The sequence below is a fragment of the Streptomyces cavernicola genome (assembly GCF_029968035.1).
Taxonomy (GTDB): domain Bacteria; phylum Actinomycetota; class Actinomycetes; order Streptomycetales; family Streptomycetaceae; genus Streptomyces; species Streptomyces cavernicola.
The window spans coordinates 111,501-132,375 of sequence record NZ_JASCIQ010000002.1; the positions used below are offsets into that span (position 1 = coordinate 111,501).

The window sequence follows — 20,875 nt, forward strand, 5'->3', positions numbered from 1 at the left end:
CCGGTTCCGCGAGTTGTCAGGCGGAACAGCCCCGATGTCAGGCTGCGGCAGCGCCGAGCCCGAACAGCCGCGCCCCGTTGTCGTGACAGACCCCCCTCAGCCACTCGTCCCCGAGCCCGAGCCGCTCCAGCGCTTCGAGCTGGTGGACGTACGGATACGGGATGTTGGGGAAGTCCGTACCGAGCAGGACCCGGTCGCCCAGATCGGCGAGCCGGGACCGCTCCTCGACCGGGAACGGGCTGAGCCGCTCGCTGAAGTCCGTGAACGCCATCGTCGTGTCGAGCCGCACCTCCGCGTACCGCTCGGCGAGGTCCAGGAAGTCCGCGTACTCCGGCATCCCCATGTGCGCCACGATCAGCCGCAGCCGCGGATGGCGCGCGAGGACCCGCGCCACCGGCTCCGGCCCGGTGTGCTTGCCGGGCTGCGGGCCCGAGCCGCAGTGCATCACGACGGGCGTGCCGGACTCGGCGAGCAGCCCCCACGCCGGGTCGAGCAGCGGGTCCGCCGGGTCGTAACCCCCCACCTGCACATGGGACTTGAAGACCCGCGCCCCCGCCTCGACGGCCTCGCGCACATACGTCTCCACGCCGTCCTCGGGAAACAGCGTCGCCGTGTGCAGGCAGTCCGGCGTACGCCCCGCGAACTCGGCCGCCCAGCCGTTCAGCCAGGACGCCATGCCCGGCTTGTGCGGATAGAGCATCGCCGTGAACGCCCGCACCCCGAACTCCCGCAGCAGCGCGAGCCGTTCCTCCTCGTCCTGTCGGTACGAGATGGGCCACTCCATCCCGGTGAGCGGCCCGACGCCGTCGAAGTACGCCCAGACCTTGCGCAGCACCCGCTCCGGCATGAAGTGCGTATGCACGTCGACCAGCCCGGGAACCCCGAGCCGCCGCCAGAACGCCCGCACCCGCACCCGCTCCCGCTCACCGCCCCCGGCGGTCCCGCCGCTACTCCCGCTCCCGCTGCTGCTCCCGCACAAAGGAGTAGCTCCTCTCCACCTTGCTGACGTGCACCGAGAAGTTCTCGTACCACTGCGCCCTGCCGCGCTCCCGCGCCGCCCGGTGCTCGACCTGCGAGCGCCACTCCCTGATCGCGTCCTCGCTCTCGAAGTAGCCGACGGTGATGCCGAGCCCGCCCGGCGTACGCGCCGAGTCCATCCCGAGGAACCCGGGCGTCTTCCGCACCAACTCCTCCATCCGCTCGGCCGTTTCGCCGTACCCCGCGCCGTCGGACATGCGCAGCGACGTGAAGATGACGGCGTAGTACGGCGGCTCGAACGGCGGCACAGGCACCGGCGGCGCAGGCGGCTGCGGCACAGGCGACGGCTGCACAGGCGACGGCGCCGCAGCCGCGGCGCCCGAATCAGTGGTCATGCCATCCACTCTCGCCACACACTCCCCATCTGTCCACGCCCTTCCGGTAGTTGAGGGCGCAGCCGACCCCGCCCCTCTCCAGTCCGCCCTCAGAACAGCCCGCCCTGCACGCCCCTGCTCCCCTCGTCCCGCACCGTCAGCGCCTCCACGGGAACGCTCACGCCCGCCCGCTCCGCCTCCGTCTCGGCCGCGACGAGCCGCCAGCCGCCCAACAGCCGCCCGTCCACGACCACTGGCCCGCCCCCGTCCCGCGGCCGCAGCAGCAGATCGGGTCCTGCGACGCCCACGAGCCGCCCGGCGACCCCGCCGCCGTCCACCAACTCCCGTACGACCCGCACCTCCGCCACATCGCGCAGCTCCTCCAGCCCGAACAGCCCAGCGTGGTCGACCGGTTCGAACTCCACCCGCCGCAAGGACTCCGGCCAGCCGGCGAGCGCGACGGCCCGCGCATGGCAGTCCCGCAGCTCCGCGACCCGCGCGGCGAGCGGCGGCAGGTCGAGCCGCGCGGCCCGCTTGCGCGCGTACGAAATCCGGTCGGGCACCTTGAGCGCCGCCCCGAGCAGCTCCTCCGCCCGCCGAGCCGCCATCAACGGCCCCCGCCCCAGCCAGGCGAACGCCACCGCCCCCTGCTCGAGGAGCCGAGCCGGCCCCCGCCGCACGCCCGTGATCCCCACCTTCAGCAACCCGGGCCCGAACCACGCCAGATACACCGCGTACGGCCGCTGGTCAGCGGCGTTGGTGTCGGCGGCGACGGAGAACGAGCGGTCGATCCGCGCGCACTCCGCGCACTGGTCCCGCGTCCCCCGCCCCGGCACGACGGCCCCCACCGGACACGGCGTACGCCGCCCCGCTCTCCACACCCCGACACAACACCGCTCCCCCCGCGCCACGAACGCCAACTCCTGCCCGAACCCGAGCACACTGCCCCGCTCCCCCCGCCCGTCCCCGAACCACCGCAGCTCCGGCCGCCCCTCACGCCACCGAACCCCCGCACACCACCACGCCATATCCCCAGCATGCTCCCCACCACTGACAACGCGACGGGCCCCGGACTCTCGTCCGGGGCCCGTCAGGAAGGTCCGCGCTACGCACCGGGTTTCCGGTACCGGACCTCCCCGGCCTTCCGCAGGGCGTCCATGGTCTCGTCGACGCTCAGCAGAACGGTCGTCTCGAACGAGCTGAGCGCACCGCCTCCGCTGATCGCCAGCGCGACCGAGGCCATGGAGACGTTGTCGGGCGCCTCCCACAGGTTGTAGCCGTCGCGAGCCCCGAACGCGTACCAGAATCCGTGCAGCTTGCCCCCGACGGACTCGATGTACGACTGAGCGGCCTTGGCCCGGTCCTCGGGGTTCCCGATGAGCCTCGCCCAGGTCTCCGGCGTATAGCTGAACCGCGACAGATAGAGCGGCATCACATCTCCCTTCGTCCCCCAAGAGATGCCCCCGGCCCGGACCAGGGCCCCGACACCGCCCACACATCCCCCGAGCGGCCGACACCGACAACGCAAGAGGCCCGGACTCTCGTCCGGGCCTCTTGTCTGTGTGCACTCGGCAGGATTCGAACCTGCAACCTTCTGATCCGTAGTCAGATGCTCTATCCGTTAAGCTACGAGTGCTTGTTCTGTTTTCGTCTCCGCTCCCCGGCCTTTCGGCCCGCTCGCGGCGACAGGAAGAACATTACATGACTGCCGTCGTCATGTGAAATCCGATTGCCTCACCCCTTGTGACCTGCGAAAACGCACCTGTCAGCGGTCATGGGGCCCCGGACGCACCGAAGCCCCGGTCCTGTTGGACCGGGGCTTCGGATCTTGCTGCGGAGGCGGAGGGATTTGAACCCTCGATGGGCTTTAAGACCCAAACCGCATTAGCAGTGCGGCGCCATAGACCGGACTAGGCGACGCCTCCAGCACACCTCGCTTGCGCGTGGTGCGTTGCAGATGATGACACAGCCCAGCGGGCTGTCACCAATCGCCCCCCACGGTACTAGGCGGGCGGGCGGCAGGGCAAAGCGTTAGCCCCGGCGCGGCCTGCGGCGATGTGGGCGGGGCGCGCGGGGCGCAACGTCGGGGCGCGTCAGGCGTTAGTAGGGGTGAAGCGTTTCCTCTCCGCCCGCACACTCTCCTGGAGTCCCCGTGCTGCTGCGCCGTCTCGCCTGTACCGCCGTCGCCTCCCTCGCCGCGCTGTCCGCCGCCGCCCCCGCCGTGGCGCAGGAGGCCGCCCCCGCGCCCCGGTTACCGCTGGCCGAGCAGGACCACCTGACCGTGACCGTCTCGGACACCGGCACCGAGGAGGACGGGACGTACCAGCTGGAGTGCGGGCGGGACGGGAGCTTCGGCGGTACGCACCACCGGGCCGAGGCGGCCTGCGAGCGGCTCGGGCAGTTGGCCGAGGAGAACGAGGACCCGTTCGCGCCGGTGCCCGCGGACTCGCTCTGCACTATGCAGCACGGCGGCGCCGGCACGGCCCACGTCACCGGGGTCTGGCAGGGCCGGCCGGTGGACGCCTCGTACGACCGCAGCGGCGGGTGCGAGATCGGGCGCTGGAACACGATGGTGCCCGTGCTGCCCGAGTTCGCGGGCGGCCGAGGAAGCGAGGCGGCAGAAGGCGGAGCAGGCGATGGGCTCGGCGGTGGGCTCGGCGGGCCGCTCGGCCTGCGCTGAACCGACCGGGCACGCCCCTGGGCGCACCCGAGCAACTCCGGTACGCCCAGGGGCTGCTGGGGAAGACGGGTGGAGGGGAGCGGGCGGGGTCGTGTGCGGCTCGTGTGGGGCTTGCGCACCTCACGTATGCACTCCCGTCACGGCGTGCGCGCGAGGCGCTCACACCTCCTCCGTGCGACCTCCCTCTCATCCGGCGTCGCGAGCGGAACGGGTGCCCGTAGACTCCTTCCCGTGACACGCCAAGGGCCGCGGGACGGGGAGTCCCAGAGGCCGGCAAAAGGGCAGTAACAGGGAGGATCCGTCGTCGTGAGCAGCAGGCCATCCCGAGGCGCTGCTCGCCTCGCAGCCATACTCGACGCCCTTCCGGACGCGCTGTTGCTCGTCAACGCCAACGGCACGGTCGTCAACGCCAACAGCATCGCGCTGGAGACCTTCGAGACCTCCGGCTGGTCCCTGGTCGGGCGCGGTCTCCTCGACCTGCTGCCGGAGTTCGACTCCCGGCTGATCCCGGGTTCGATGCGCCGCCCCGACTCCGTGGACGCGGACAGTCACGGGCGGACGAAGCCGCGGCGGATGACGGCACGGCGCACGGACGGAAGCGAGTTCCCGGTCGAAGTCACCAGTGCGAATCTGGAGGACTCCCGGGACGCGTACGAGTCCCACGGCACCTACGGGTATTCCGGTGACGAGCTGCTGATGCTCGTCGTACGGGATCTGTCGGGCACCGTGGACACCGAGGCGGAGCTGGCGCGTTCGCAGCGACAGACCGAGATGATCCTGCGAGCCGCCGCCGAGGGCTTCGTGGGCACCGACACCGAGGGCCGCGTCGTCCTCGTGAACCCGGCCGCCGCGCAGATCCTCGGCTACCGCGCGAGCGACCTGGGCGGCAAGGAGCTGCACGCGCTCGTGCAGCACTCGCGCCCGGACGGCGAGCCCTTCCCGTACGAGGAGAGCCCGCTCGCGGACACGTTGCGGTCCGGGCGCAAGCACCGGGTGCGCGGGCAGGTGCTGTGGGCCAAGGACGGCAGCAAGGTCAGGGTCGACCTGACGACCGCGCCGGTGCGGGACGGGGACGAGCTGGTCGGCGCGGTCCTGGCGTTCACCGACCGGCGGGCGTACGACGAACTCGTCGAGCGGCACGCGAAGGAGACCGCGCAGGCCGAGCAGCGGTACGCGGACCTGGAAGCGCGCGAGCAGCAGCGGTACGCGGAGCTGGAGACGCGCGAACAGCAGCGGTACGCCGACCTTGAGGCGCGCGAGCAGGAGCGGTACGCGACGCTCGAGGAGCGCGAGAAGGACCGGTACGCGGCCCTCGCCGAGCGGGAGAAGGACCGGTACGAGGCCCTCGTCGAGCAGGAGACCGAGCGGTACGAATCGCTCTCCGCGCGGCATGCCCAGCTGATCGCGGTGCTCGGTGAGTCGCTGCGCGGCCCGCTCGAGGAGATGCGCCGCGAGCTCGGCACGCTCGCCGCGGACCCGGCGGGCCAGCTGTGGCCCGAGGCGAACCAGGTCCTTCACCACCTCGCCGCCGGGTACGCGCGGATGACGACCCTCGTCGACAACGTCCTGGCGTACCAGCACCTCGACACCGGCACGGCCGAGCTGCAGAAGCAACGCGTCCTGATCGACGGTGTGGTGGCCGCGGGCGTCGAGGGCGCCGTCGAGCTGATCGGGCCCGGCCGCGCCCAGTTCGCGGTGCACGCGCCGCCGTTGGAGGCCGAGGTGGACGGGCCCCGGCTCGCCACCGCGCTCGCGCATCTGATCGCGGACGTCGCCGGCATCGACGCGACCGGCAACGCGCGCGTGCCCGCGGGTCCCGGCGCCTCGGCGCAGGTGGACTCCACGATCGTGGTCGCGGCGGCTCGGCGCGGCGAGGTCGTCCGCATCGAGGTGCGCGGTCCGTACGCGGGCGGCGATCCGGTGCACGGGCCGATCGTGCGCGGCATCGTGCGGGCCCACGGCGGTGTCCTGCAGACGCACGAGGTGCCGGGGATGAGCGGCAGCGCGTACGTCCTCGAAGTACCGCTCGGCGCCACGGCTGCCGATGACGAGACCGGTGCGGGTACGGCTGCGGTTCCGGGTGCGGGTACGGCTGCGATTCCCGACCCCCGTACCGCTCCGGCCGTCGGGTCGGAGTTGGAGCTGGCCTCCGCTGCGGGTTCCGGTTCTGACTCCGGTACAGGGCAGGCGGACGCGGCTGGTTCGGGTGCCGGGCCGGTGCCCGCGCAGCAGCAGACCGAGGGCCGTGGGCGGCGGCGGGCCCGGCGTGGGCCGTCGGTGGACGCGTTCCTCGACGACAACTCCGCCGGGGCCGACGAGGCCGAGTCCGCGGAGAGTTCACCGGCCGACGAGAGCGCGCAGGCCGCGGAGGAGCCGCGCGGTCGGCGTCGGCGCCGGGCCGCGGCCCCGGCCGTCGAGTCCGCCGAGGGCGGCGAGGGCGGCGAGGGCGGCGAGGGCGGCGAGACGCAGGGCGGCGGCGAGCCGGCGCCCGCGCAGAGCGCCGGCCAGCCGTCGACGGACGGCGCCGGAATCCCGGGCGCTTCCGCGGGTACGGGCCGCAGGCGCCGTCGTCCGGCGCCCGCCGAGGGCCAGGGCGAGCCGGCTCAGGGTTCCGTCGTGACCGCGGCCGAGCACGCCGCGGGTGGTTCCGCTTCGCGTTCCGGTTCGGGGCAGCAGCTCGGCGAGACGGTGCCGCCGCAGGGCGTTCCGGTGCCGGCCGAGTCCGCAGGCACCGCGCCGACCGGGCGCAGGGCGCGGCGGAGCGTGGAGGGGGCGCCGCAGGCGCTCGCCGCGCTGCCGGCGGCGGGCACGGAGCCTGCCGCGGCCGAAGCCGTCACCGCCGAAGCGGCCGCTGCCGAAGCCGGTTCCGCCGAAGCCGTCGCCGCGCAGGCCCAGGTGTCCGGGGGCGCCGAGGTCGAGGTGCGGCCCAGGGGCAGGCGCGCGCGGCGTGCGCTGGCCGCCGCGCAGGAGCGTGCCGCGGCCGCCGAACAGAGCGGCCCGCGCGTCCCGTTCGCGCTGCCGCCCGCCGCGGCCGACCGTACGCCGGAGGTTCCGGGAGCGGGCCTGCCCGCAGCACCGGGCACCGCCGACGCACCGGCCACACCGACTGCACCGACTGCACCGACTGCACCGACTGCACCGACCGGAGCAGCCACACCACCGGCCGCACCCATCGCGCCGCCCGCACCGGCCGCACCGGCCGCACCGGCCGCACCGGCCGCACCGGCCGCACCGGCCGAGGCCACCCCCGTGCCGGTACCGGTACCCGCGCCCGCGCCCGTTCCCGTACAGGAGAACGTGCCGGTGGAGGGGGCTGAAGTCCCGGAGGGCGCTGACGAGTTGGCGCACCCGGCCGATGTCGAGGGTGATCACGGCTACAACGCGCCCCACGGACCGTCGTCCGACCACACGCCGCCGCAGCCGCACCCGGTGTCGGCCCCCACCGGCAGGCGTCGCGCCCGACCGGCGACCGAGCCGGAGCCCGCACCTGCCGCACCTGCCGTGCCTGCCGCGCTGCCGCCCGAGCAGGAGGCCGAACCGGCAGCGGCGGAAGCAGCCGCGGAGGCGGTGGCCGAGGCAGCACCGGAAGCGCAGGCAGCAGCCGAGCCCGCCGCCCCGGAAGCGCCGAAGACGCCGGAAACCCCGGAGGCGCAGGCAGCACCGGAAGCCCCCGCTCCCACCGCAGCCGAACCGGCCGAACCGGCCGAACCCGCCGGGCAGTCACACCCGTTGCCCGAGCCCCAACCGCAACCCCAGCCCCAGCCCCAGCCGGAAGCGCAGCCCCAGCGGCTCGCGCAGCCGTTGCCCGCTGAGGCCGATGCTCCGGCGGCCGGGTCGAGCACGTCGACGCAGGGCCGGGCGATCAGCGTGCGGACGCTGGGTCAGGGCGTCCCGTTCGCCCAGCACATCGCCGAGCAGCAGAAGCCGGGGCAGAAGCCGGGACCGCTCCCGCCCAGGGCGCAGGGTCCGCAGAGCCAGCCGTCGAACGCGACGAAGTCCCAGACGGGCAGCCTGAACACGTCCGGCGCGCAGCAGACCGGCGGTTCGGGCCGGCGCCGCAAGCTGGGCACTCCGCCGGAGAGCGGGCGTACGGCCGAGGCGCTCGCGAAGGGCGACAGCGCAGCCCCCTCAGCGGGCCCCGGCCCGCTGCCCCCGGCCGGCGCACCCGGCACGGGTTCGCTCCCGGGCTCCGGACCGCTGCCCGGCATGGGTTCGCTCCCGGGCTCCGGTTCCCTGCCGGGCTCCGGACCGCTGCCCGGCGCGGGTTCGCTGCCGGGCTCCGGTTCGCTCGCTGGAAGCGGGCCGCTGCCCGGCGGTGACGGGCAGCGCACCGAGGGCCGGTCGTACGCGATCGGCGCGCCGGACGAGGGCGCCGAGGGGCCCGAGCCGCTCGACGGCCCGGGAGGCGCGGTCGAGGTCGCGAACAGCCCGCAGCCGCAGCCGATGGACGACGAGCTGCCGCCCGAACCGCTCGACAACCCGCGGCGGCTCCTGGTCTGGCCCGCGCCCGACGTGACCACGCAGCAGGCGCTGAGCGACCGCGGCTACCGCCCGGTGATCGTCAACTCCCGTGACGAGGTGGACGCCCAGATCGCGGCGTTCCCGGCCGCGCTTTTCGTCGACCCGCTCACCGGGCCGATCACGCGGACCGCGCTGCAGTCGCTGCGGCAGGCGGCGGTCGCGGCCGAGGTGCCCGTCCTGGTGACGGCCGGACTCGGCCAGGCCTCGCGCGACGCGGCGTACGGCGCCGACCCCGCCGTACTCCTGAAGGCGCTCGCGCCGCGGGACAGCGAGCAGCACCCGCCGCGGGTCCTGCTCATCGAGGAGCACGACGAGATCGCGCAGGCGCTCACGGCGACCCTGGAGCGGCGCGGCATGCAGGTCGCGCGGGCTGGAACCGACGCGGACGCGGTGACGCTCGCGACGCAGATGCACCCGAACCTGGTCGTGATGGATCTGCTGCAGGTGCGTCGCCGGCGCGCCGGGATCGTCGACTGGCTGCGCGCCAAGGGCCAGTTGAACCGCACCCCGCTGGTCGTCTACACCGCGGCCGTCGACCAGTCGGAGCTGCCGAAGCTGGCCTCCGGCGAGACCGTGCTGTTCCTCGCGGAGCGGTCCACGAGCGCCGAGGTGCAGGGCCGGATCGTCGACCTGCTTGCGAAGATCGGCACCAACTGAGCACCAACTGACCGCTGCCACAAGGTCGTTACGGCCGTACGCGGATGGGGCGCTGTTTCACGTGAAACAGCGCCCCATCCGCGTACCGAAGACCCTCAGAACTTCTTGATGTCCAACTCCCCGTCCGCGTACTGCTTGCGGATCACCTTCTTGTCGAACTTGCCGACACTGGTCTTCGGGACCGTCGGGATGATCGACCAGCGCTCGGGCAGCTGCCAGCGGGCGATGTGCTCGCCGAGGAAGTCGCGGAGCGTCTCGAAGTCGGCGGTCGAGCCCTCCTTCAACACCACGGTGGCGAGCGGCCGTTCGCCCCACTTCTCGTCCGGTACGGCGACGACCGCGGCCTCGGCGACCTCCGGGTGGGCCATCAGCGCGTTCTCCAGCTCGACCGAGGAGATCCACTCGCCGCCGGACTTGATGACGTCCTTGGCGCGGTCGGTGAGGGTCAGGAAGCCGTCGGGGCTGATGATGCCGACGTCGCCGGTCTTGAGCCAGCCGTCCTCGCTGAACTTGTCGGCGGGCCGGAAGGGTTCGCCGTCCGCGCCGCCGTAGTACGCGCCCGCGATCCAGGGTCCGCGGACCTCCAGCTCACCGGCCGAGGTGCCGTCCCAGGGCAGGTGTTCGCCGCCGGGGCCGCTGAGGCGGGCCTCGACTCCGGCCGGGAAGCGGCCCTGGGTGAGGCGGTAGCCCATCTCCTCGGACTCGCTCACCCCGGCGGGCGGCCGGGCGACCGTGCCGAGCGGGGAGGTCTCGGTCATGCCCCAGGCGTGGCAGACCCGGATACCGAGCTTGTCGTACGCCTCCATCAGCGAGGGCGGGCAGGCGGCGCCGCCGATGGTGACCTGGTCGAGGCTCTCGATGTCCCGCGGGTTGGCGGTGAGTTCGGCGAGCAGGCCCTGCCAGATGGTGGGCACGGCGGCCGCGTAGGTGGGGCGCTCCTGCTCGATCATCTCGGCGAGCGGGGCGGGCTGCAGGAAGCGGTCCGGCATCAGCAGGTTCACGCCGGTCATGAAGACGGCGTGCGGCAGGCCCCAGGCGTTCACATGGAACTGCGGGACCACGATCAGGCCGGTGTCCTGGTCGGTGAGGCCCATCGACTGGCCCATGTTGACCTGCATCGAGTGCAGGTAGATGGAGCGGTGCGAGTAGACGACGCCCTTGGGGTCGCCGGTCGTGCCGGAGGTGTAGCACATGGCCGCGGCCTGGCGTTCGTCCAGCTCGGGCCAGTCGTACGCGGTGGGCTTCCCGGCGAGGAGCTCCTCGTACTCGTGCACCTGGACGTTCGCCTCGGCGAGCAGCGAGCGGTCGCCGGGGCCTGAGACGACGACGTGCTCGACCGGGGTGAGCTGCGGCAGGAGCGGCGCGAGCAGCGGAAGCAGCGAGCCGTTGACGATGATCACGCGGTCCGCGGCGTGCTGGACGATCCACACCAACTGCTCGGCCGGCAGGCGCAGGTTGAGGGTGTGGAGCACGGCGCCCATGGCGGGGACCGCGAAGTACGCCTCGACGTGCTCGGCGTTGTTCCACATGAGCGTTCCAATACGCTCGTCGCCCTCGACGCCCAGGTCCTCGCGGAGTGCGTGCGCCAGCTGGGCCGAGCGCTCACCGATCTCGGCGAAGGTGCGGCGGTGCGGCTCGCCCTCGCCGGTCCACGTGGTGATCTGCGATGTGCCGTGGACGGTCGACCCGTGCTTGAGGAGTCGGGTCACGGTCAGCGGTACGTCCTGCATGGTGCTCAGCACGGCGTCCTCCCGGTGGGCGCTACGGAGCAGTAGGGTTTCGCTGATTCTCACCGCATACCACTTGGTATGTCACTACTGCGGCGCGGATGGATGCCCGACGGCGGCGTGATCCATCCCATGACGGGCCCCGATCGACCGCTCGGGCCCCTCCGCCGTTCACGGCGTCGGCGCCAGCTCCGGGTCCTGGCGGAGCTTGCCGAGCGCCCGGGAGACGGCGCTCTTCACGGTGCCGACGGAGACCCCGAGCACCTCGGCGGTCTGCGCCTCGCTCAGGTCCTCGTAGTACCTGAGGACCACCATCGCGCGCTGGCGGGCGGGAAGCCTCATGATCGCGCGCCACATGGCGTCCCGGAGCGCCTGCTGCTCGGTCGGGTCGGCGAGCGGCAGCGGGTCCGGCTCGGGCAGCTCGTCGCAGGCGAACTCGTCGAGCTTGCGCTTGCGCCACTGCGAGGTGCGGGTGTTGAGCAGGGCCCGGCGCACATAGCCGTCGAGCGCCCGGTGGTCCTCGATCCGCTCCCAGGCCACGTACGTCTTGGCGAGAGCGGTCTGCAGCAGGTCCTCCGCGTCGCAGGGGTCGGCCGTCAGCGAGCGCGCGGTGCGCAGGAGCACCGGCCGACGGGCGCGCAGATACGAGGAGAACGACGGGTACCGGGCGTTCGCGCTTCCCCCGGTGCGGACGGGCGGCCCATCGATAACGGTCATGGCTTCCACGCTAGGAGCGGCCCCACCCCCGCGGATCGGCCCCAGGTCCCGAACCCGCGTCCCCCTCAGGTTGTAGGAGTGGGGCCTGCCCCACCTCCTGAGGGTGGAGGCGGCCGGGCCCGCCCCCGAGGGGTGGGCCCGGGACCGCCCCGCGGGGAGCGGCCGCGGCGGTCAGCCGATCCGGGCGACCGGGGCGTCCATCAGGTTGCGGTCGATGAGCAGGGTGTGGCCGCCGTGCCGCTCCTTGACGTTGCCCCGGTACTGGTGGATGCGCTTGTTCGGGTACCAGGCGCCCGGCTCGAAGACCGGCTCGCGGTTGAGGTTCGGCTTGCCCTTCCAGCGCGCGAACCAGATGGCCTCGGGCAGGTCCTTGACGCCCGCCCGGCGTGCCAGCTCCATGTGCTTCACACCGGAGTCGGCGCTGCTGTAGAAGCCCGTGATGTACCCCTGGGCGCGCACTTCGCGGTTCCAGGCGCGGACGAAGGACAGCGTCGTGTCCAGGCACTTCTTGTTCCGCAGGTCGTACGACTCGATGTCGAGGTAGAGCGGGCTGCCCTCGCCGATCGCGAACGTACGGGCTCGGGCGACCGCGTCACGGCCCTCCGCGGCGCCCTGCGCGACCGGGTCGGAGCCGATGCGCACCTTCTTCTTGTTCTTGGCGATCACGCACGGCGGCTGCGAGCTGACGTACAGGGGCAGTACGCGCCAGCCCATGCCGTGGACGCCGCGCAGCCAGGCGCGGTCGAGGTTCGGCTGCGCCTTGCAGTGCCGGCCCCGGCCGCCGAAGTAGACGCCGACGGCGCGGTAGGGGGAGTGGCGGCGCCAGGCGGCCATGGTCTCCAGGGTCGGGGCGCTGCAGGTGTCGAAGGCCCAGCCCTTGTAGGTGCGCGGCGCCGCCCGCTTGTCGGGGGCGGCCGCGGCAGCGCGGGCTCCGTCCGCCGGCGCCGCGCCCGACCCGGCGTCCGTCCCCCGGGCGACGGTCGGCGGCGCGGCGAGCGTGAGCAGCCCGAGCACCGTGAGGACAAGTCCAACGATCGGCTTTTTGCGGTCCATACGGCGAGTCAAAAGGCCCGTCCGCCGTGCGCGCCGAGGACACGCGCACGGCGCCGCAGACTTCAGCCGTCCGCTGCGAGCAGCAGCCCCGAAGTGGGCACTCCCGTACCGGCCGTGACGAGGACTCGGGAGGCGCCGGCGATCTGGTTGACGGCGCTTCCGCGCACCTGCCGTACGCCCTCCGCGATGCCGTTCATGCCGTGCAGATACGCCTCGCCGAGCTGCCCGCCGTGGGTGTTCAGGGGCAGCGCCTCCTCGGCGACGAAGTCGGCGGCCTCGCCCGGCTTGCAGAAGCCGAACTCCTCCAGCTGCATGAGGACGAACGGGGTGAAGTGGTCGTAGAGGATGCCGACGTCGATCTCGGCCGGGGTGAGGCCCGAGCTGCGCCACAACTGCCGTGCCACGACGGAGGTTTCGGGCAGTCCGGTGAGGTCGTCGCGGTAGAAGCTGGTCATCTGCTCCTGCGCCCGGCCCGCGCCCTGGGCTGCGGCCGTGATCACCGCCGGTTTCTGTCGCAGATCACGGGCGCGCTCCGCGCTCGTCACGACGATCGCCTGGCCGCCGTCGGTCTCCTGGCAGCAGTCGAGCAGCCGCAGCGGCTCCACGATCCAGCGCGAGGCGGCGTGGTCGGCGAGCGTGATGGGCTTGCCGTGGAAGTAGGCCGCCGGGTTGGTCGCCGCGTACTTCCGGTCGGTGACCGCGACATGGCCGAAGGCCTCGGGGCCGAGCCCGTACGTGTGCAGATAGCGCTGGGCGGCCATCGCGACCCAGGAGGCCGGGGTGAGCAGTCCGAACGGCAGGGCCCAGCCGAGCGCCGCGCCCTCGGCGGAGGGCTCGCGGTGCTGCACCCCGGAGCCGAAGCGGCGGCCGGAGCGCTCGTTGAACGCCCGGTAGCAGACGACGACTTCGGCCACTCCGCTCGCCACCGCGAGGGCCGCCTGCTGGACGGTCGCGCAGGCCGCTCCGCCGCCGTAGTGGATGCGCGAGAAGAAGGACAGCTCGCCGATGCCCGCCGCCTGCGCGACGGTGATCTCGGGGCTGGTGTCCATCGTGAACGTGACCATGCCGTCGACGTCGGCGGGGGAGAGGCCCGCGTCGTCGAGCGCGGCGTGCACCGCTTCGACGGCGAGCTTCAGTTCGCTGCGCCCGGAGTCCTTGGAGAACTCGGTCGCGCCGATGCCCGCGATGGCCGCCTTGCCGCCGAGGCTGTCCCTGTTCCGTACGCTCATGCGCCCGCCTCCTCGGCAAGTGCCACGGTGACGGTGCCGGTGACGTGCTTGCCGAGGCCGTTCGCGCCGACCACGTCCACACGCGCCGTGCCGCCCTCCACCTCGGCGACCGTGCCCGTCAACACCATCGTGTCGCCCGGGTAGTTGGGCGCGCCGAGCCGGATCTTCACCTTCCGCAGGACGGCCTCCGGGCCGAAGCAGTCGGTGACGTACCGTCCGACCAGGCCGTTGGTGGTCAGGATGTTCATGAAGATGTCAGGGGAGCCCTTCTCCTTCGCGAGCTCCGCGTCGTGGTGCACGTCCTGGTAGTCGCGCGAGGCGAGCGCCCCGGCGACGATCAGGGTGCGGGTCACCGGGATCTCCAGGGGCGGCAACGCCTCCCCTGCCCTGAGGTGTGTCATGAGCGCTCCCCCTCCTCGATCGCGTCGTCCCCGTGCGCTATCAACTCCCCCAGATCCGCGAGGAGTTCGGCCCCGCCGCCGAGGTAGGCGTCCAGCTGCCGCCCCCACAGGAAGTGCCGGTGCACCGGGTGGTCCAGGTCCGCGCCCGTGCCGCCGTGCAGATGCTGGCCCGCGTGCACGACCCGGCGGCCGCCCTCCGAGGCCCACCAGGCGGTGGTCAGGGACGCGGCCCGGTGGTCGAGCCCCTCGTCCCTGCGCCAGGCCGCCTCGTACGCGGTGACCCGGATCGCCTCGATGTCCATGTACGCGTCGGCCGCCCGCAACAGCACGGCCTGCTTGGCGGCGAGCGGCTTGCCGAACTGCTCGCGCGTCGAGGTGTGTTCGACGGCGCGGGCCAGGGAACCGGCGCACACCCCGGCCTGCAGTCCGGCGAACGCGGTGCGCGCCGTCGCGAGCACGTCGTCGTACGCCCCCGCGCCGCCGAGCCGCTCGCCCGGGGTCGCGTCGAGGACGAGACGGCCCGCGGACCAGGGCGCGGTCAGCTCGACCGGCTGCACCTCGGCGTCCTCGGTGCGCACCAGCCAGAGCCCGTGGTCGGCCGCAGCCACCAGGACGTACGTGGCGTCGCGCAGCCAGGGCACCCAGGCGACGGCACCGGTGAGCCGCCCCTCCGCGTCCGCGCGTACGCCCGGCTGGGCCGGGAACGCGCCGGTCGCCACCTCCGTGCCGTCCTCCAGGGCGGGCAGGAGGCGCTCGCGCTGTTCGGCGGTCCCGTGCGAGGCGACGGCGAGCAGGCCGTACGCGCCGGAGGCCGCGAAGGGCACCTGCGCGGTGCGCCGGCCCTGCTCCTCCAGGAGCAGGACGAGGCCGAGCAGCCCGGTCTCGCGCACCGCGCCGCCGAGTCCGGCCGCGCACAGCTCCTTCCACAGCTCCCGGTCGCTGTCCGCGCCGAGTGCGCCGAGCCGCTCCGGCGTCGACAGGTCCGTGAAGATCCGCGCCGCGAGCTCCAGGGCCGCGGACTGTTCCTCGGTGGGCGTGAAGTCCATCAGGCGATGCTCCCTGGGACGGCCCGGAAGACCGGGAGGACCAGCTCCTCGTCCACCTGCTGGAACTCGACCCTGACCGGCATCCCGATGCGCACCTCGTCCGTCGGCGTCCCGACGACGTTGCTGATCATCCGTACCCCTTCGGCGAGTTCGACGAGCCCCACCGCGTACGGCGGGTCGAAGGCGGGGAAGGGCGGGTGGTGCATGACCACGTACGAGTAGACCGTGCCCTCGCCGCTCGCCTCGACGGTGTCCCAGTGCTCCGAGCCGCAGCCGTTGCACCCCGGCAGCCAGGGGAAGCGCAGGGTTGCGCAGTCGGTGCAGCGCTGGACGAGGAGCCTGCGCTGCTCGACGCCCGCCCAGAAGCCGGCGTTGTCCCGGTTGATCACCGGGCGGGGCCGGGTGCGCTGGGGCTGCTTGCCGCGCGGTCTGCGCTGCGCGGGTGCGTACTTGAGGATCCGGAACCGGTGCGTCCCGGCCGGTTCGCCGTTCGCTTGGACGTCCATCCGCGTCGTCACGAAGTGCCCCGTACCCAGTTTGGTGGTCTTCTGCGCCGAGACGGACTCGATCACCGCGTCGAAGGTGATCGCGTCCCCCGGCCGCAGCGGGCGCAGGTACTCCTGCTCGCAGTCGGTGGCCACGACCGAGGTGAACCCGGCGCCGTCGAGCAGCCCGAACAGCGCGTCGTACGCCGCCGAGCGGCCCGCGCCGCCGTGCCCGGAGAGCCCGCCCATCGTCCAGGCCTGCAGCATCGTCGGCGGAGCGACGGCGTCCGGTCCTTCGTACGCCGGATTCGCGTCGCCCATCGCCTCGCACCAGTGCCGGATCATCGGCTCGTTCACCGGGTCCTTGCCGACGCCGGCCTCGGCTGCGGGCCTGCCCTCGTACGTCTTCAACTCCCGCAGGAACGGGGTGAGTTCCCGCTCCTCGGCGGCATCGGTGGACTGCCCGGCGCTCGGCGAACTCTGCGCGCCCTCCGCCCGTATCTCGCGCGTCCCGCTCACCGGCGCACCTTCCTCATGCCGAGCCGCATCGTCGCGACGATCTCCCGCTGCACCTCGCTCACCCCGCCCCCGAAGGTGTTGATCTGCGCCGCCCGGTTCATCCGCTCCAGCTCGCCGTCCCCGTCCCGCCCGATCCCGTACGCACCGGGCGATCCGGCCCGTACGAGACCGGCGTCGCCGACGATCTCCTGGCACATCCGGTACACCTCGACCGCCGACTCGGTGCCCGCGAACTTCACGCCGCTGGCGTCGCCGGGCGCGAGCCGCCCGGCGCCGACGTCGCCGACCAGGCGCCAGTTGAGCAGCCGGGTCGCGGCGAGCCGCGCGTGCACCTCGGCGAGGCGGGCGCGCACCCAGGGCGTCTCGGCGGGACGCCGGCCGGTGACCGGGTCGGGGGTGCGGGCGAAGGCGAGCGCGCTCGCGTAGCAGTCCTCGGCCTGCATGCCGATCGCCGCGAGGGCGACGCGCTCGTGGTTGAGCTGGTTGGTGATCAGGCCCCAGCCGCCGTTCTCCTCGCCCACCAGGTTCGAGACCGGCACCCGGATCGAGTCGTAGTAGGTGGCGGTCGTGGTCAGCCCGCCCACCGTCTCGATCGGCGTCCAGGAGAACCCGGGCGCGTCCGTCGGCACCAGGATGATCGAGATGCCCTGGTGCTTGGGCGCCTCGGGGTCGGTACGGCAGGCCAGCCAGATCCAGTCCGCCTGCTGGGCGTTGGACGTGAAGATCTTCTGCCCGTCGATCGCCCAGTCATTGCCCTTCCGCACAGCCCGGGTGCGCAAGGAGGCCAGGTCCGTGCCGGCGGACGGCTCGCTGTACCCGATCGCGAAGACCAGCTCGCCGCTGAGGATCCGCGGCAGGAAGTACGCCTTCTGCTCCTCGGTCCCGTACTTCATCAGGGTCGGCCCGACGGTGTTCAGGGTGACCATCGAGACGGGCGCGCCCGCACGGTACGCCTCGTCGAAGAACACGAACTGCTCGTCCGCGCCCCGCCCCTGGCCGCCGTACTCGACGGGCCAGCCGAGCCCGAGCATCCCGTCGGCCCCGATCCGGCGCAGCACCTCCCGCTGGCCCGGTCCGTCGTCCGGTGGCTCCTTGCCGAGCAACCGGTGGAAGTACGCGCGGAGTTCGGCGCGCAGCTGCTCCTGGCGGCGGGTGGGGGCGAGGTGCACGGCGTCCCTCCTGGGAGCTCGTACGGATCGGGGGGTCTGGCGGTGGGGTCTGACAGTGGGTCCGGCGTGGTCTGGCGCTGGAGTTTCCTGACTGTCCGTCAGAAAAGACTCCGTTGTCAAGGTCACGGACGCCTCCCCGGAAGTGACGCAACACACCGGCGCGGCGGCACAGTTCGTGCCGCCGCGCGGTGCATGTACCCCCCGCCGCGCGGACCCCGCCCTCCCCCCTCTGGAGGGCGCGGCCCTACGCGGACCGGCGGCTCACCAGAGCTGGGCGAAGTTGACGGCGTACGTCTCGTTCGACTGGTCGATGGCCGTGAAGGCGGAGCCGTCCACCTGGGCGTTGTTGTTCTGGTTGGAGGCGCCGGAACCGGTCGCCACCTGCTGGTTGGTGGCGTTGCTGCCGCCGTTGACCCCTCCGACGCCACTGCCCGTGACGGTCGCGACGCCGGTGTTCGATCCGTCGCTCGCGAAGCCCCCGTTGTCGGCCTGGGCCACGCCCGTGAAGAGCGCCGCGGCGAGCGGCAGGGCGGCGGCTGCGGCGAGGACGCGAGCGGTCCGGATGCGTGCCATGTGATTCCTCCAAAGAGTCCGGCCGAGTTGTTCGAGCCGGTAAGTGCGCCTGATCCAGGGGCAGTTGGCCGACCGCCCCTGCGGTGTTCACGACGTCGCGAGAGCAGAGGTGCCCACCGCACACCCGCCGAACCACCCACGGCGCCGCCTTCCCCCGCAAGCGTGATGACAAGTCGATAAACCTGCTGAACCCACCGGAATCACCCCGCGCCCGCGGAACCCGGAACCGACCGCGAGTTCCAGGTGCGGCGCACTGCCGGGCGAGCGGGCCCCGTACCTCGTTCGAGTGGCCCACCCGAAATCCCCCTTCCCTTCTTCGAACGTACGTACGAAAATGAAGCCATGGCCACCACCGACCGGCACGCCGCCACCCTGGCCCTCGCCCATGCCCTGTCCGCCGCAGAGCGTGGGCTCGCCGTCATCCCGCTCTCCCGCACCAAGCTCCCGGCCCTGCGCTCCCCGCACCGCGACGAGCCGTGCCCGCCCGCCCCCTGCCACGGCGAGTGCGGCCGCCCCGGCCACGGGGTGTACGACGCGACGACCGACCCGGCCCGCATCCGCGAGCTCTTCACCGCCGCCCCCTGGGCCACGGGGTACGGCATCGCGTGCGGCCTGCCCCCGCACCACCTCATCGGCATCGACCTGGACGACAAGCCGGGCCCCGAGGGGCCGGACTGCTCGGCGACGCTGCGCGAGCTCGCCCTGCGGCACCTCTTCTCCATCCCGGACACGGTGGTCGTCCTCACCCCGAGCGGCGGCCGCCACCTGTGGCTCTCCGGCCCGCCCGACGTGGTCGTCCCCAACTCCGCGAGCCGCCTCGCCCCCGGCATCGACGTCCGGGGCGCCGGCGGCTATCTCGTCGGCCCCGGCTCCCGCACCGAGCACGGGGTCTACGGCACGGAACCGGGCACGGCCCACCTCGCGCCCGCCCGCTGCCCGCGCGCCCTGCTCCGCCTGCTCACACCCCCGCCCCGCGGCCGCACGCGCCCTGCGCCGGGCAGCTCGTCGGGCTCCGCCCAGGGGGAGGGCCTGGTCCAGTTCGTCCTCGGCGCCCGCGCCGGCCAGCGCAACACCCGCCTCTTCTGGGCCGCCTGCCGCGCCTACGAATCCGGCCTCGGCGAAACCCTCGCCCCCCGCCTCACCACAGCAGCCACCCAAACAGGCCTCCCGGCCCACGAGGCCCGAGCAACGATCGCCTCGGCGGCACGGGCGATCGGCAACCGCGGATAACGGCTGCCGCTCCATGCCCGAATCACCGCACTACAAGGCCTGCATCCGCTGGGAAGCGGAACGCGACCGTCGACGAGGCATCAACTGACCGTAGTCTCAGCCCATGAACAGCGACCGTGAGCGGGTAACGAAGGAGATCACCAGTGGGCTTAACCACCTGTCGATGCGACAACTTGAGACCGTGGCATCAATGGTCAAGAGCCTCAACATACCCGTCCAGTTCATCCCGGGTTCAAGCGCAGACATCGTGGATGAGGCGTTTGCCGAGGAGATGTCCAATCTTCTCAGCCTCCACCACTCAAATCACGAGGCACCACTCAACAAGAAACCATTTGAGTACGCGATGAAGCGTTGCCTGATTACCCAAGGGCACAACGAGGCTGATCTCAACCCGGCGCCTGGTGAGTCCGCTTATGACGTCTTCGGAAACGGCGAGCGATGGTCACTGAAGACGGAAGCCGCCAAGGGGCTGAGCGCTACACAGATCAAGATCGAAAAGTTCTCCGAGGCTCGTTGGGTGCGCGAAGCGACGACGGCCGACCTCTGTGCAGCAGAGGTTCGTCAACGCCTCCCCCGACATATGGACGGGTACGACCGCATCCTGATCCTGCGCGCGGAGACTCGCCCTGACCGCTTTGTCTACACCTTGGAGGAGGTGCCGAAAAAGGTCCTGCTCGACTGCTTCACTTCAGCCACCCCTGAGATGTTCACAAAGAAGAACCGTGGCGGAAAGCCAGGGATCAGCTTCGGCTCGGACTTCCCACACCCGACGAACGGGGACAAGGTTTTCAGGATGCTTCTGGATTCCAGCGTCGAGAAAGTTCGGCTCTGGTACCAGACGAAGTACTGCATTAACCATGGCTCTTGGGTGGTACTCAAGCCCGACAGTGACGATCTGCCCCGGTGAGGATCCACTGAGCGACCCACGCGAGCCGGTGGGAAACAAGCTCGCGAACCGTGCACTGCCGATCCTGTTCGGGGTGAGCGTAACGCCCGTTGCCAAATGCGAGCATTCGCGGCCAAGCCCGTTCAGCTGTCGACGAGTTGGAAACCGTACGACCTCACCGTCGGCACTCTCGTCGTACTCCCCGAAGGCGGACCGCACGCAGGCGCCGGAGTCATGAACCGCATGGCCGCCATCGGGATCACCGTCAGCCACGCAGTCGAGCAGCCGGAACCCCGGCAGGCGACCGCCGAGGAAGCATCACTGCTCGGCACCCAGAAGCCCGCACTCGTCACGCACATCCGGCGGACCTACTACAGCGTCTCGGGGGGGGAGTGGTGCGCAACGGCCCCCGCCCACGCCAAGGGCCCCCGACCGAAATCCCCGGTCAGGGGCCCTCAACTACCGCGGTGGGTGTGGGATTTGAACCCACGGAGGCTTGCGCCTCGACGGTTTTCAAGACCGTTCCCTTAGGCCGCTCGGGCAACCCACCCTCGCCCCGCCTCACCTGCTGCGGAGCGGCTACAGCCTACCGGCCCCGGCGGCCCTCGTGGGCGTTCGGGCGGTCACAGC

At 72.3% G+C, this 20,875-nt stretch carries 17 protein-coding genes, 3 tRNA genes and 1 pseudogene; 5 read left to right on the forward strand and 16 right to left on the reverse strand.

From position 1 onward, the window contains the following. Positions 1–37: 37 nt before the first annotated feature. The 6 genes from QIS96_RS02310 to QIS96_RS02335 all read right to left on the reverse strand — a co-directional run bounded on the left by QIS96_RS02310 (position 38) and on the right by QIS96_RS02335 (position 3,277). A complete protein-coding gene (locus QIS96_RS02310; protein WP_282540841.1) occupies positions 38–913 on the reverse strand; it encodes an amidohydrolase family protein in 876 nt (291 codons plus the stop codon). A 34-nt stretch (positions 914–947) separates the two neighbouring features. Beyond that, positions 948–1,373, reverse strand: coding sequence for an antibiotic biosynthesis monooxygenase family protein (locus QIS96_RS02315; RefSeq protein ID WP_282540618.1), 426 nt, complete (start codon positions 1,371–1,373; stop codon positions 948–950). Positions 1,374–1,462: 89 nt separating this feature from the next. Next, positions 1,463–2,380, reverse strand: a complete 918-nt coding sequence (locus QIS96_RS02320; protein WP_282540619.1) for a DUF2797 domain-containing protein — start codon at positions 2,378–2,380, stop codon at positions 1,463–1,465. Positions 2,381–2,457: 77 nt separating this feature from the next. Further along, entirely contained in the window at positions 2,458–2,784 is a 327-nt protein-coding gene (locus tag QIS96_RS02325) for a GYD domain-containing protein (protein WP_282540620.1), read from the reverse strand. A 131-nt stretch (positions 2,785–2,915) separates the two neighbouring features. Further along, a tRNA-Arg gene (locus QIS96_RS02330) sits at positions 2,916–2,988 on the reverse strand. A gap of 198 nt (positions 2,989–3,186) precedes the next feature. Next, positions 3,187–3,277, reverse strand: a tRNA-Ser gene (locus tag QIS96_RS02335). A gap of 227 nt (positions 3,278–3,504) precedes the next feature. Between QIS96_RS02335 and QIS96_RS02340 the strand changes: the two genes are divergently transcribed. Both QIS96_RS02340 and QIS96_RS02345 read left to right on the forward strand, forming a co-directional pair. After that, positions 3,505–4,032 (forward strand): SSI family serine proteinase inhibitor, encoded by a 528-nt coding sequence (locus QIS96_RS02340; RefSeq protein ID WP_408907103.1) that lies wholly within the window; start codon positions 3,505–3,507, stop codon positions 4,030–4,032. Positions 4,033–4,338: 306 nt separating this feature from the next. Further along, positions 4,339–9,210: a PAS domain-containing protein gene (locus QIS96_RS02345; RefSeq protein ID WP_282540621.1), complete on the forward strand. Its 4,872-nt coding sequence runs from the start codon at positions 4,339–4,341 to the stop codon at positions 9,208–9,210. A 95-nt stretch (positions 9,211–9,305) separates the two neighbouring features. Here the strand turns inward: QIS96_RS02345 and QIS96_RS02350 are convergent, their stop codons facing one another. The 9 genes from QIS96_RS02350 to QIS96_RS02390 form a co-directional block, all read right to left on the reverse strand. Then, entirely contained in the window at positions 9,306–10,952 is a 1,647-nt protein-coding gene (locus tag QIS96_RS02350) for a long-chain fatty acid--CoA ligase (RefSeq protein WP_282540622.1), read from the reverse strand. Positions 10,953–11,108: 156 nt separating this feature from the next. Then, entirely contained in the window at positions 11,109–11,654 is a 546-nt protein-coding gene (locus QIS96_RS02355) for a SigE family RNA polymerase sigma factor (RefSeq protein ID WP_282540623.1), read from the reverse strand. 171 nt (positions 11,655–11,825) lie between these two features. After that, complete coding sequence (locus tag QIS96_RS02360) at positions 11,826–12,707, reverse strand: glycoside hydrolase domain-containing protein (RefSeq protein ID WP_282540624.1); 882 nt, start codon at positions 12,705–12,707, stop codon at positions 11,826–11,828. A gap of 62 nt (positions 12,708–12,769) precedes the next feature. Beyond that, positions 12,770–13,936 carry a lipid-transfer protein gene (locus QIS96_RS02365; protein WP_282540625.1) on the reverse strand — a complete coding sequence of 389 codons (1,167 nt, stop codon included), beginning with the start codon at positions 13,934–13,936 and terminating at the stop codon, positions 12,770–12,772. Then, entirely contained in the window at positions 13,933–14,337 is a 405-nt protein-coding gene (locus tag QIS96_RS02370) for a MaoC family dehydratase (protein ID WP_282540626.1), read from the reverse strand. Before QIS96_RS02370 ends, QIS96_RS02365 begins: the two co-directional genes overlap by 4 nt. Beyond that, the gene (locus QIS96_RS02375) at positions 14,334–15,383 is read right to left on the reverse strand and encodes an acyl-CoA dehydrogenase family protein (protein ID WP_282540627.1); all 1,050 of its coding nucleotides are present in this window, start codon (positions 15,381–15,383) and stop codon (positions 14,334–14,336) included. Before QIS96_RS02375 ends, QIS96_RS02370 begins: the two co-directional genes overlap by 4 nt. Next, positions 15,383–16,387 (reverse strand): bifunctional MaoC family dehydratase N-terminal/OB-fold nucleic acid binding domain-containing protein, encoded by a 1,005-nt coding sequence (locus QIS96_RS02380; protein WP_408907104.1) that lies wholly within the window; start codon positions 16,385–16,387, stop codon positions 15,383–15,385. Before QIS96_RS02380 ends, QIS96_RS02375 begins: the two co-directional genes overlap by 1 nt. Beyond that, the gene (locus QIS96_RS02385; RefSeq protein WP_282540628.1) at positions 16,384–17,556 is read right to left on the reverse strand and encodes an acyl-CoA dehydrogenase family protein; all 1,173 of its coding nucleotides are present in this window, start codon (positions 17,554–17,556) and stop codon (positions 16,384–16,386) included. Before QIS96_RS02385 ends, QIS96_RS02380 begins: the two co-directional genes overlap by 4 nt. A gap of 261 nt (positions 17,557–17,817) precedes the next feature. Then, on the reverse strand, positions 17,818–18,129 hold the full coding sequence (locus tag QIS96_RS02390; protein WP_282540629.1) for a hypothetical protein: 312 nt from the start codon (positions 18,127–18,129) through the stop codon (positions 17,818–17,820). Positions 18,130–18,471: 342 nt separating this feature from the next. Between QIS96_RS02390 and QIS96_RS02395 the strand changes: the two genes are divergently transcribed. The 3 genes and pseudogenes from QIS96_RS02395 to QIS96_RS02405 all read left to right on the forward strand — a co-directional run. Further along, positions 18,472–19,359, forward strand: coding sequence for a bifunctional DNA primase/polymerase (locus tag QIS96_RS02395; protein ID WP_282540630.1), 888 nt, complete (start codon positions 18,472–18,474; stop codon positions 19,357–19,359). 103 nt (positions 19,360–19,462) lie between these two features. After that, positions 19,463–20,266, forward strand: a complete 804-nt coding sequence (locus QIS96_RS02400) for a hypothetical protein (RefSeq protein ID WP_282540631.1) — start codon at positions 19,463–19,465, stop codon at positions 20,264–20,266. 114 nt (positions 20,267–20,380) lie between these two features. Then, a pseudogene (locus QIS96_RS02405) lies at positions 20,381–20,632 on the forward strand (GntR family transcriptional regulator); the annotation flags it as partial. A 78-nt stretch (positions 20,633–20,710) separates the two neighbouring features. Here the strand turns inward: QIS96_RS02405 and QIS96_RS02410 are convergent. Beyond that, positions 20,711–20,795: transfer RNA gene (locus QIS96_RS02410), tRNA-Ser, on the reverse strand. Between the last annotated feature and the right edge of the window lie 80 nt (positions 20,796–20,875).